The following is a 10,985-nucleotide window of genomic DNA, read 5'->3' as shown; positions in this document are numbered from 1 at the left end:
GTGGAACACGGTCTTCGCGATATCCAGGCCGATCGTGGTAACCTCGGACACGGACGCCTCCTGTGAATGGTCGAAACACCCCATTCTGGCACAACGATGCCGTCGGGGGCGTCCACCCCATCACCCAACTCAGCCATTATCTAGCGCTCGTGGCCGAGTCCGTTTGGTGGCTTTTAATCCCGGTCCGAAGGCGGCCCTGTTGAGCCCGGCGGCACCGGTCCTTGCAACCTAGACGCGGACGTTGGGAAAGGCGTGAGCTGAGGCCTTTGAGGTCAGCAATCATTGGCACGAGCGAGTGCGCTGACAATTGCAACCAGTTTTTGGTCTCGTTCATTTGACAGGGCCTGAATATTTCTCCCGCCTGCTGCTTCCAGTGTTCCTGTAACCAACTCCGCCCGAAGTTTATCGGTCAATTCCGGCTGACCGAGGCTATCCCACCGCCGCTGCTGGCTGTCGCCGAGATGGTCAAGATAGTGCTGGATACCGCCTTCTCCGCCGCCGAGATGATAGGTCATGTGCGGACCGTTGGTCGCCCATCGGAGGCCCGGGCCATTGCATACGGCGGCGTCAATGTCGGCCACCGTCGCCACACCTTCGGCCACGAGATGCACGGCCTCTCGGTACAAAGCAGAGCCAAGGCGGCCGGCGATGTGGCCGGCGATTTCCTTGTTGAGGCGGACCGGCGCTTTGCCGAGAAATCGGTAGAAAGCCATGACGCGGTCGAGCACGGCGGGATCTGTCCGGGGCCCGCCGGACACCTCCACCAGCGGCAGGAGATGCGGCGGATTGAACGGGTGCCCGGCAACGCAGCGGCCGGGATGGACGCAAGCCGACTGGATGTCGCCGATCAGGAGGGCGGAGGTCGACGAGGCAAGGATCGTCTGAGGCGACACGAAACGTTCGAGCTCGGCAAAGAGCCCCCGCTTGAGTTCCAGCTTTTCCGGCGCGTTCTCCTGGACGAGTTCGACGTCGGCGAGCTCGGGGCCGGGAACGGCAGCGAAGACGAGAGAGCCGAAAACCGGTGCGCCCTCGGCCTGCCCGAGTTCGCGCAGCGCCTGCCACATCGACCCGACATCCCTGATCAGCCGCTCCCGGGCGCCAGGCGCCGGGTCGACCGCGACCACTTCGAGCCTGCGGGCGAGGAAGACGGTCGTCCACGCAGCCCCGATCAAGCCGGTGCCGATCACCGCGGTCCGGGAGATGGGGTGGGGTGTCTCGGTCACGGCCGTACCTCGTCACCGGCAGGGGCGCCAAGCGTCACCGCCGCGCTCGACGTGCCGGCCATGCCCCGCGCCTTCTGTCCGCCGAGGAAGAAGGCCGCCGCCAGGAGCAGCGCCGCCGCGACAGGCAGGCCGACGATCGGCACGAAAGCAATCGCGATCACGGTGAGGTAGATCGCGATGTCGACATAGCGCCGGCCGAAGAGCGGCATGCGGCCGAGGAGGCACGGAACGGCGATGACGAGAACGAGGCCGGTCATCAGCGCGTCGACGATCGCCATCGGGCCGCCAGCGCCGATCATGCCGGGATAGAGAAGCAGGAGGAAGGGGACCATGTAGGTCATGGCGCCAAGACGTACTGCCTCGCGGGCGGCCGGGAGCCAGTTCGTCTGCGCGATGCCCGCGGCGACGAAGACGGCGACGCAGACCGGCGGCGTGATCACCGAGATGGTAGCGAAGTAGAAGACGAACATGTGCGCGGCCAGCGGCTCGACACCGACACCCGTCAGCGCCGGCGCCAGCACGGCGGCGACCAGCACGTAGGCGGCGGTGGTCGGCAGGCCCATGCCGATGATCAGGCAGATGAGGCCGACGATTATCGCGACCAGGACCGCGGAGTTGCCGGCGATGGCGACGATCAGCGACGACAGGGTCACGCCGATGCCGGTGAGGTTGATCATCGCGACAAGGATCTGCGCGCCGGCCAGCAGCACGCCGATGATGACGAGGCCCCGCCCCGCATCGTCCAGCGAGGCGATCATCTGCCGACCCATCTGCCGCGCCGGAACCTGGCCGATGCTGACGACGAGATAGGCGACGAGCAGGGCGGCGATGCCGTAGAAGGCCGCCGTCTGGACCGAGCGACCGGCAAAGATGCCGAAGAACAGGCCGCCAAGAGCGGCCACGATCGGCAGGATGCGCCGCCATCTGACGATGGTGGCCCAGGACGGGATCTCGTCCTCGTCGACGATCCGCATGTTGCGCCGAACCGAGACGACATGCACCGTCATGAAGACGGACAGGTAGAAGAACAGCGCCGGCAGGATCGCGGCCACCATGACGTCAACATAGGAGATGCCGAGGATCTCGGCCATGACGAAGGCGGCCGCGCCCATGATCGGCGGCGCCAGCTGGCCGCCCGTGGAGGCCACCGCCTCGACCGCCGCCGCGAAAGGCGCGGGATAGTTCAGCCGCCGCATCAGCGGTATCGTGAAGTTGCCCGTGGTCGCGACATTGGCGACGGCGCTGCCCGAGACCATGCCGAAGAGACCGGAGGCGATCGTCGCCATCTTGGCCGCGCCGCCGGGACTCTTGCCCCCGATCCGCATGGCGAGATCCATGAAGGTCTGACCCCCGCCGGTATTGAGAAGGAAGGCGCCGAACAGGACGAAGGAGGCGATCACCGTGGCCGCGACGCTGACGAGCGAGCCCCAGATGCCGAGGTCGCCGAGGAACAGCGTCTCGGTGACGAAATAGGGGTCGAACTGGCGGTGCCCGAGCAGGCCCGGAATGTTGTGGCCCAGCAGGGCGTAAGCGAGACCCAGGGCGACGAGCGCCGGAAAGATGATGCCGACGACGCGGCGGCCGACCTCCAGGACCACGATCACGAGACAGGTCGTGAGCGCGAGGTCGGTGCCCGTCGCCCACGGCAGGCTGTTCATGATCGTGTCGTAGTTCGCGACGATATAGCCGCAGGCGACCCAGGTGACGGCGGCGGCGAGCAGGTCGATCACCATGCCGAGGGGGCGCAGCCGGTTCTCGCGCCACAGCGGATGCAGCAGGAGGCCGAGCGTGACGACGAGCGCCAGAAAGACGGCGCGCTGCACGAGACTTTCGAACGGCCCGAAGGCCGACGTGTAGAGCACGAACAGGCCCGTCAGTACCGCCAGCACTCTGGCTGCCGTATCACGCATCGCTCCGCCTCCCGGATCATGTTCCATGCCGCGCCTTCCCGGCGCGCGCCCTTCGAGCCCGGGCAGGAATCCCGCCCGGGCTCGCCTTGCGACTACTGCGCTGCGGGGAGAAGGTGCTCGGGGATTTCGAGCCCGATTTCGCGGTAGTAGCGCACCGCGCCGGGATGCAGCGGAACGGTGGCGTATTCCATGGTGAGAGCGGCGAGGTCGACGCCTTTCAACGAAGACAGCGCGTTGCTCTGCACGGTCTTGTCCTCCACCGCGGCCTTGGTGATCTGGTAGGCCGTCTCCTCGTCCATCTCGGGGCGGGCCGAGACTGCCAGCGCGAAGCTCCAGGTCTTGTAGGGCGCAATGCCGGCCCCGGCGTCGGCGATGTCGACCACCGTAATGTCCTTCATCTTCTGGCGCAGCGTGTCGGCTTCCGCGTCGGAGAGCGAGAGAACGTCGACGGGTGTGAAGGTGTTGATATCGAGCGAGGAGGAATCGAGCCGATTGCCCGCGCCGGACTTCACATAGCCGACGATCCCGTTGTCCTTGACCTGGTCGACGACGTCGGTCGTCGAGCCGCGGACGATCTCCGGCGCGATGCCGAGGGTTTTCAGCACGCTCTCCGCCGTCGCTTCCGTCGCCGAACCGCGGATGCCGGGGTTGAAGCGCTTGCCGGCCAGATCGGCGAGGCTCTTCAGGCCGGCGTCCTTGCGCACCACGACGTTCTGCGGCGCGGGCGAATAGACGAACAGGATCGGCGCCTCCTGCGCCCTGCCCTCGAATTCGTTGGTGCCGGCGCGGGCGTGCTCGACCACGTTGGTCGTGACCAGGCCGAGATCCACCTGGCCGCGCTGCATGCGGCGCAGATTGTCGAGCGTGGCGCCGGTCTCGGCCACCGACGTGGTGACGCCAGGCACCTTGTCGTTGATCAGCTGGCCGAGCGCGACGAAGTAGCCGTACTGGCTCGACGAGGCCGAGGTCGAGCCGATCAGCAGACGTGTGTCTTGGGCGGTGGCGGGGCCCGTGGTCGACAGCGACGTGGTCAGCGCAAAGGCCGCGAGCGCGGCCGTGAACAGGATCTTCTTCATGGTATTTCCTCCCTGATGTTTCTGATGCGTTCCATCGTCTCGTCGTCGACCGCGATCGCCAGCTCGAGGAGACGAAAGGACAGGCTTTTTCCGTGACCGTCGAGATTGAGGCTGGCGTTCACGCCGCCATCCAGCACATTGTCGAGCACGAAATTGAGGGCCCCGAGGCGGGGCAGTTCGTAGCGCGCGATGGCGCCCGGCTTGCGATCGGCGAACAGGGCGCGGACACGATCCACCGTCACCTGTTCGACAAGCAGGGGGTAGAATTCCGGCCGATAGGCGATCACGCTGACATTCAGCCGATCACCCTTGTCCCCCGCCCGCCCGTGCGCCAGGCGGTGGAGGTCGACATGACGAACACGCGTGACGGCATCCATCAAGCGGCCTCGTAGAAATGGTGACCGGCGGCGATAAAGCTGCGCGGCACCAGCACCGAGCCGGTCGAGACACGCGACCTGACGCCGGTGCGGACACCGCCACCGCCGGCCGGACCGCAGGTGTAGAGTGCGCCAACCTCGTAGACCGCCGCCTCGACTAGCTTGCGATCCTTCGACGCTACCGCGATCCGCAAACGCACGTCGGCGCTATCCGGCAAAGGCGTCTGCGCCATATGGCTTCCGTCGTCGCCGGCAAAGAGGCTGACCGAGCCGATGAGGTCGGCCCTGATCTTCAACTCCGGATCGACCCGCCGCTTCACCGTGTCCATTGCGGCCCGTGCCCGCGCGAGCGCATTCGGTCCGGCATAGGAGATTTCCCCTTCGCCGATGAAGCCGCCTTCGTAGCAGACGGTCGCCTTTAATGTTTCGGGCCGCGGTCGCCCGCGCGCGCCGCTGACAAGCACGCGATCCGGTGCGATCTCACGGACATCGACCTCGCCGAGATCGAGTACGACATCCGGCGTCAGATAGGCGCGGGGATCGTGGATCTCGTAGAGCAGTTGCTCCTTGACCGTCTGCACCGTGACGCAACCGCCGGTTCCGGGCGCCTTAGTGACGACCAAGGCGCCGTCAGGGCCGATCTCGCAGATCGGAAAGCCGATCCTGTCCTGACCGTCGACGTCCTTGAAGCCGGGATCGCAGAAATAGCCGCCGGTGACCTGCGCGCCACATTCCAGCAGATGCCCGGCCATCGTCGCCGACGCGAGCCGATCCAGCTGCGCGGGATCGTCGAAATTCCAGCCGAAATGCGCGGCGATGGGGCCGACCGCAAGCGCCGGATCGGCCACCCGCCCGGTGACGACGATATCGGCACCCTCCCGGACGGCCGCCGCGATCTCGCGGGCACCCAGATAGACATTGGCGCTGATGACGCCTTCGCCTTCCGGGACGCCGGAGGCAAGCAGCGCGGCAAGACCTTCGGGGCGCGATCCGGACATGAGATCGTCGCCCGTCACGACGGCAATTCTCGGCACGCGGCACCGGAGCCGGCTCGCAAGATCGCAGATCGCGGCCGCGGCGCCGAGCGGATCGGCAGCGCCGAAATTGCCGACGATGGAAATGCGATTGTCGAGGCAGGCTGCCAGAACCGGGGCCAGTCGGTCGATGAGATGCGCGTCGTAGCCGATGCGGCCGGCGCCCCGTTCCCGTTGCGCCAACGCCAGCGTCCGTTCGGCCAGCGTCTCGAACATCAGGCAGGCCGGCTCGCCGCTCGCCACGAGCGCCGCCACGACCGAGATGGCGGCATCCAGCCGATCGCCGCCGAACCCGGCGCCGCAGCCGACGCGAAAGACGCGTTCTGCCATACCGTTTCCTCCCTGGCCGGCCTGAAGCACAGGCTTCGGACGGCTTCTGCCTTCCAAGCTCCGCCGAAACCGTCTATTTGTCGAATTTAATGATTAAATTGATCTATTTGAGAAGTTTATGAATCCGCCTTTTCGTGAGATCCTCGCTTTCCTGGAACTGGCCGAAACCCTGAGCTTCAGCGAGGCCTCGGCGCGGACCGGTCTTTCCCAGCCGGCTTTCAGCCTATCGATCCAGCGGCTCGAGCAGTCGATCGGCGCCCGCCTGTTCGACAGGACGTCGCGCTCGGTGTCACTCACCCGCGAAGGCGAGGCCTTTCGCCCCCTGGCGCGGCGCCTCGCCCGGACCTGGGACGAGACCTTCGACGAGATGGCCGAACTCGTGGCGGTCCGCCGGGGCCGGGTTTCGCTGGCGGCCCTTCCCTCGCTCGCCGCCCGCATACTGCCGGAGGCGGTGGTGCGTTTTGCACGCTCGCATCCGGACGTATCGATCCGCATCAACGACGTACTGCACGAGGCGGTCGTCGATCTCGTGCTCGGCGGACGCGTCGATTACGGATTTTCGGTCGAGCCCGCCAACCAGGACGAATTGACCTTTGCGCCCCTCGTCCGCGACAGGTTCGTGGCGATCCTGCGTGACGACGACCCGCTGGCGCGTCGAAGCGGGCTGACCTGGGAAGAATTGCTGACCCAGCCGCTCGTCGCGATGACGGGCGTGACGAGCGTGCGCCGGCGCCTCGATGCCTCGATCTCCGGCAAGATGGCGCCCCGCCTCGTGGCCGAAGTCAACCAGCTCGCGACCGTGTCCGGCCTTGTCCTAGCCGGTCTCGGCGTCTCCGCCCTGCCGGCTCTGTGCCTACCCGTCGTGATGCAGAATGGCCTTGCCTGGCTGCCGCTGTCCGAACCCATGGCCCAGCGGACGCTCGGCCTCGTCTACCGCAGGAAGCAGAGCTTTTCCCTGGCGGCCCGGGCCTTTCTGGGCGAGCTTCGGAGCCTGCCGGCAAGCCCGATCCTGACCGAGCTCGGCGAACAGATCAGCTTCGAACCATTTCCCGGCAATGCTTGACGCGCATCCCGTGCACGGGCGAAAGCGGACCAATGGGGCTAACCGGCAGATCAGGCGGCGCGCCCGCGGCACTCGCGCAAACGAGGACATCTTCCATGACGAAGCGCCCGATCGAGCTCGACGAAGCCACGCTGACCGATGAGCAACAGGTGGTTTTCGACGCCATTGCCAATGGGCCACGGGGCATTGTCGAGGGGCCGCTCCGGGTGTGGCTGCAATCGCCCCTCTTTGCGGAACGCGCCCAGGCCCTCGGCGCCTTCTGCCGATACGACACGCGCCTTCCGCCGCGCCTGTCGGAACTCGCGATCCTCGTCACCGGCGCCTTTTGGCGCTCCGGATTCGAATGGGCGGTGCACGCGCCCATCGCCCTGCGCGAAGGCCTCTCCGTCGATGTCGTCGAAGCCATCTGGAAGCAGGAAAGGCCCCGATTTCAAGACGAGATCGAGGAGGCCGTGTACGATTTCGCCATCGAGCTTCACCGCGACCACAATGTCAGCGATCTGTCCTATGCCCGACTTGTTGGATTTCTCGGTACAGAAGCCGCAGTGGAATTAGTTGGCATCCTCGGTTATTATACGCTGATCTCGATGACCATCAATGCTTTTGGCGTGTCTTTGCCCAAGGGTGTACCCGACCCCTTCTAGGTCACGCAGACTATTGATGAGTCCCGGCAGGTCGCTAAGACATCGAAGCGGAAGATGAACGCGAATCTGCGTGATGACCGGAAGGAAGCGGTAAGTCCGCACGAGGGCTGGGCCCTTGGGAACGGATTACAATGAATCAGCATCAAGAAACAAAGCTATCTCCATTGTGACCTTTCCCGGTTAACTTTTTTCTTCGATAGACGTATGGGCTCCAGCCGATGGTTTCACCGTACGATCGTGGGCGCCGAATTTTCCGGCATCACGCCACGCGAACTGGGCATCCAGAGCGCCCTCGTCAGCGCGCCTTTACTCCTTGCCTGGCTCATCCTGTTCTGGCGCATGGCAGCCTCGGCCGGTCTGGAGAGAAATATTCGGCACCTGATGCGGGAGCTCGCCTGGACCATTGGGGCCCTGGCTTTGCTGATCGCCGCCAACTATCAGCTCGGGCCCGAGGTCGCCGGCATGGCCGCCTCGGGGCCGCTGATCGTGTTGCAGTTCTGGCTTGACGAGCGTCCGGACCGCAAGCGATGGCGCTCGATGTTAGCATTCGGACTGCCCTATGTCGTCCTGATCGTCGGCCTGGCCGCGACCCGCGCCGTTCCGTCTTGAACGAATGGCTCCGGGAGAGCGCGGTGGTGCAGCCCTTCGCCGATACAACCCCGTGGTTCCCCCTTCTCCATCCTAGCTCCTGGCTGATCGGTGTCAGCTTGGTCGCGGCCTGCGTGCTGGGGCGCGTCCATGCTGTACCCAAAGTAGCCGTAGCAACCGCATCCAAGACAGCACTCAACGCCATCGCGCTGGCTCTTGCGATCGAACCTGAGAACACAGGGATCAAGGCGCCACGCTCTCGCGACGCCTTGGCAGATGGCAGGTGATCTCTTGGTCGCTTCTCGTCTCGGCTCCGATCATGGCTTTCCTCGCGCTGGCGACTTGGCCGGAGAGTTGGGTCGGTATCACTGCGCCGGAATGGCTGGGCCTCGCCTACGTGTCGGTGTTCTCAATGCTCATCGGCTTCGTGTTCTGGTATGGCGGTCTTGCGCTCGGCGGGATTGCAGGCGTCAGCCAACTTCAACTTCTCCAGCCCTTTTTCGCCTCGCGCTGGCAGGGCTCGTTCTTGGTGAGCCCGTTGCTCCCTCGATGGTTCTCGTGACCCTCCTCGTCGTCGCATGTGTATTCGGCGCAAAGAAGTTTTCCCGTTAATGGAGATACGCGAGGCGATCCTTTCCTGTTGTAAAGGACAGTTTTAGGAAAAGGTTGGGGAACCTTTGATTGGCTGAAAGGGCTCGATAGCGGATGGCCGCTTCCGTGGCGCCGATCGGCTCGACCGGGTAGACTCCTGCGGAACGTTGGATGATCGCCGTTCAGCTTCGGAACGGCCCGACTGGGGCGTTCGGAGAATCCGGGTACGGCGACCAGATCAACGCGGCCGCAGAGGCCTCATCAGATGTGCCGTTCTGCGACGGCGAGTTCCGCAAGGACGAGTTCGAAGGCCCGGACGAGATCTCTGCTTGCAAGCTCGAGGTAGCGTTCTGCCAAGCCGGCGAGCTCGTCAAGATCGACCGAGGGCATTTGCTTTCATACGCCTGCGCCCCGTCGCGGGCTTCGGCCTTTGCCATCGCTCTCGGCATCGATTTGCCCGCTGGCTTGCGTCGGTGGATGCGGCTGCTCAGCATCCGTTCCGCCAGCCACTTCTCGTTCTCCCCTGAGCGATAGGCGCTATCGGCCCAGACTTGCGAACCGGTGCTCTCTCGGCTCACGAGGTGCCGAAGTTGCCATCCGTCCGGGGCAGCCGCCGAGGTCACCGCGCTCTCACGGATGAAGCCGAAGCGCTGGTCGATGCTGATGTGAGACTTGTAGCCAAAGACCGGCGCCGCGATCATCGGCAGCGGCGTGCCGTCCGGGCGATAGCGAACCTTGCCGCCGATCTTCAGCGTCCAGCGGGCGTCGACATCCTTCTGAGCCGCCTTGGCAGGCTCGTTGGGCCAGATTTCGCGAGCGCACTTTCCGGCCTTGATCGCCGCCTTCTCACCCTCGGTGTTGCGTTGCTTCGGCGCCGGAACCAGCGAGGCGTCAACGATCTGGCCAGCCATCGGGATGTATCCCTTCTTCTGCAGTTGCCAGTCGAAGGCCTTCATCACCCGCTTCAATGTTCCCGTCTCGGTCAGCCTGTTGCGAAAGTGCCGGATCGTGTTCTCGTCGGGTGTCGGAGCGCCTAGATCGAACCCAAGGAACCGCATCCAGGAAAGCCGGTCACGGATCATGAACTCCATGCGTGCGTCGGAGAGGTTGTGTTGCGCCTGTCCAGCTATCCCGGTAGCGGTCTGCCGCACCGCCGCGGCCGAAGCGCCACATCACTCGCTCTCTCTGAGGATCCTGAGCGGAGTGCATCGGAAGGCGCCGAAGAGGCACCAACGGTATCCAATTTGCCATTAAGCGTTGCGGGGTCCATGCTCGCCTTGGGTAAGTAGCCCACTATCTCTTTTTGCGAGAGGCTCTATGGCCACCGGTACCGTAAAATTCTTTAACCCCGACAAGGGTTTCGGCTTCATCACACCAGATAGCGGCGGGAATGATGTATTCGTGCATATCACCGCAGTGGAGCGATCGGGCATGTCTACTTTGAGCGAGAACGAGAAGCTCTCGTTTGATACCGAGGCGGATCCCCGCGGCAAGGGCGACAAGGCCGTCAACTTGAAGTCGCTGTAAAAGCATTTCACAAAGCGCGATGCATAAGACCCTGCTGACGCTAGGGTTTTCGTTCAGGCATCGGGCCCTCGCGCGGCGGTCAAACCACGAAGATCCACGCTGTGACGGACCTTTTGGGGCGACCGGCCGTCCTGCGGGTGACGGCCGGCAACGTTGCCGACGTGACCATGGCCGGGCCGCTGATGGACGCGGCAGGCCGGGTGCGCTGCCTGATCGCCGATAAGGGCTACGACGCCAACGCGCTGCGCCGGCGGATGCAAGCCGAAGGCGCAGAGGTCGTCATTCCGGGACGCTCAAACCGCAAGGTTCCGATCGACTACGACGAAGCCCGCTACAAAGGGCGCTGGCGCATCGAGGCTGCCTTTTGCCGACTGAAGGACTTTCGACGCATTGCCACCCGATACGACAAGCTCGCCCGCAACTTCCTCTCGGCGGTCGCGCTCGCAATCCTCATCGCCTTCTGGGTCTGAATGAGTCCGAACCCTAACCCCTGAACGTAATACCAACGTGCGCTGATCAGAACTCATGCGCCCAGTCCCGCATTCCGATTGAGATGATTTTCCAGGGCTGATCGACGAGCTTGTTCCAAGCGTCACAGCAGTGGGCGACGATGTCGTCGTAG

10 protein-coding genes and 2 pseudogenes are annotated in these 10,985 nt (G+C 64.6%); 6 read left to right on the top strand and 6 right to left on the bottom strand.

The window, feature by feature from the left end; all coding sequences use genetic code 11:
- Positions 1 to 272 precede the first annotated feature (272 nt).
- From GTW51_RS22640 to GTW51_RS22620, 5 genes are all read right to left on the bottom strand, one after another.
- A complete protein-coding gene (locus tag GTW51_RS22640) occupies positions 273 to 1,223 on the bottom strand; it encodes a 3-hydroxyacyl-CoA dehydrogenase NAD-binding domain-containing protein (protein WP_163046291.1) in 951 nt (316 codons plus the stop codon).
- Positions 1,220 to 3,133 (bottom strand): TRAP transporter permease, encoded by a 1,914-nt coding sequence (locus GTW51_RS22635; RefSeq protein WP_163046290.1) that lies wholly within the window; start codon positions 3,131 to 3,133, stop codon positions 1,220 to 1,222. Before GTW51_RS22635 ends, GTW51_RS22640 begins: the two co-directional genes overlap by 4 nt.
- Before the next feature lie 92 nt (positions 3,134 to 3,225).
- On the bottom strand, positions 3,226 to 4,209 hold the full coding sequence (locus GTW51_RS22630; RefSeq protein ID WP_163046289.1) for a TAXI family TRAP transporter solute-binding subunit: 984 nt from the start codon (positions 4,207 to 4,209) through the stop codon (positions 3,226 to 3,228).
- Entirely contained in the window at positions 4,206 to 4,586 is a 381-nt protein-coding gene (locus GTW51_RS22625) for an AtuA-related protein (protein WP_163046288.1), read from the bottom strand. Before GTW51_RS22625 ends, GTW51_RS22630 begins: the two co-directional genes overlap by 4 nt.
- The gene (locus GTW51_RS22620; protein ID WP_163046287.1) at positions 4,586 to 5,950 is read right to left on the bottom strand and encodes an acyclic terpene utilization AtuA family protein; all 1,365 of its coding nucleotides are present in this window, start codon (positions 5,948 to 5,950) and stop codon (positions 4,586 to 4,588) included. The genes GTW51_RS22625 and GTW51_RS22620 overlap by 1 nt, the downstream gene beginning before the upstream one ends.
- 118 nt (positions 5,951 to 6,068) lie before the next feature.
- On the opposite strand from GTW51_RS22620, the gene GTW51_RS22615 reads away from it, so the two are divergent.
- The 4 genes and pseudogenes from GTW51_RS22615 to GTW51_RS22600 all read left to right on the top strand — a co-directional run.
- Entirely contained in the window at positions 6,069 to 7,013 is a 945-nt protein-coding gene (locus tag GTW51_RS22615) for a LysR family transcriptional regulator (protein ID WP_163046286.1), read from the top strand.
- Positions 7,014 to 7,108: 95 nt separating this feature from the next.
- Complete coding sequence (locus tag GTW51_RS22610) at positions 7,109 to 7,657, top strand: carboxymuconolactone decarboxylase family protein (protein WP_163046285.1); 549 nt, start codon at positions 7,109 to 7,111, stop codon at positions 7,655 to 7,657.
- A gap of 204 nt (positions 7,658 to 7,861) precedes the next feature.
- Positions 7,862 to 8,266: a hypothetical protein gene (locus GTW51_RS22605; protein WP_203566268.1), complete on the top strand. Its 405-nt coding sequence runs from the start codon at positions 7,862 to 7,864 to the stop codon at positions 8,264 to 8,266.
- 223 nt (positions 8,267 to 8,489) lie between these two features.
- Positions 8,490 to 8,857, top strand: a pseudogene (locus GTW51_RS22600) (EamA family transporter); the annotation flags it as partial.
- A gap of 161 nt (positions 8,858 to 9,018) precedes the next feature.
- On the opposite strand, the gene GTW51_RS22595 reads toward GTW51_RS22600, so the two are convergent.
- The gene (locus tag GTW51_RS22595; protein WP_343034094.1) at positions 9,019 to 9,987 is read right to left on the bottom strand and encodes a transposase; all 969 of its coding nucleotides are present in this window, start codon (positions 9,985 to 9,987) and stop codon (positions 9,019 to 9,021) included.
- A 166-nt stretch (positions 9,988 to 10,153) separates the two neighbouring features.
- Here GTW51_RS22595 and GTW51_RS22590 point away from each other — a divergent pair, with 166 nt between their 5' ends.
- Together GTW51_RS22590 and GTW51_RS22585 are read left to right on the top strand one after the other, a co-directional pair.
- Entirely contained in the window at positions 10,154 to 10,363 is a 210-nt protein-coding gene (locus GTW51_RS22590) for a cold-shock protein (RefSeq protein ID WP_163046283.1), read from the top strand.
- 59 nt (positions 10,364 to 10,422) lie between these two features.
- Positions 10,423 to 10,833: pseudogene (locus GTW51_RS22585) on the top strand (IS5 family transposase); the annotation flags it as partial.
- Between the last annotated feature and the right edge of the window lie 152 nt (positions 10,834 to 10,985).

Source organism: Aurantimonas aggregata (genome assembly GCF_010500835.1).
Taxonomy (GTDB): Bacteria; Pseudomonadota; Alphaproteobacteria; order Rhizobiales; family Rhizobiaceae; genus Aurantimonas; species Aurantimonas aggregata.
Note: the sequence above shows the minus strand (reverse complement) of the source record. Positions and strands in the feature narration are given on the sequence as shown.

Excerpts from the sequence above, each read along its gene's own strand:
- GTW51_RS22635 (WP_163046290.1), bottom strand. The coding sequence starts at position 3,133 with ATGCGTGATACGGCAGCCAGAGTGCTGGCGGTACTGACGGGCCTGTTC.
- GTW51_RS22630 (WP_163046289.1), bottom strand. The coding sequence starts at position 4,209 with ATGAAGAAGATCCTGTTCACGGCCGCGCTCGCGGCCTTTGCGCTGACC.
- GTW51_RS22625 (WP_163046288.1), bottom strand. The coding sequence starts at position 4,586 with ATGGATGCCGTCACGCGTGTTCGTCATGTCGACCTCCACCGCCTGGCG.
- GTW51_RS22620 (WP_163046287.1), bottom strand. The coding sequence starts at position 5,950 with ATGGCAGAACGCGTCTTTCGCGTCGGCTGCGGCGCCGGGTTCGGCGGC.
- GTW51_RS22615 (WP_163046286.1), top strand. The coding sequence starts at position 6,069 with ATGAATCCGCCTTTTCGTGAGATCCTCGCTTTCCTGGAACTGGCCGAA.
- GTW51_RS22610 (WP_163046285.1), top strand. The coding sequence starts at position 7,109 with ATGACGAAGCGCCCGATCGAGCTCGACGAAGCCACGCTGACCGATGAG.
- GTW51_RS22605 (WP_203566268.1), top strand. The coding sequence starts at position 7,862 with ATGGGCTCCAGCCGATGGTTTCACCGTACGATCGTGGGCGCCGAATTT.
- GTW51_RS22590 (WP_163046283.1), top strand. The coding sequence starts at position 10,154 with ATGGCCACCGGTACCGTAAAATTCTTTAACCCCGACAAGGGTTTCGGC.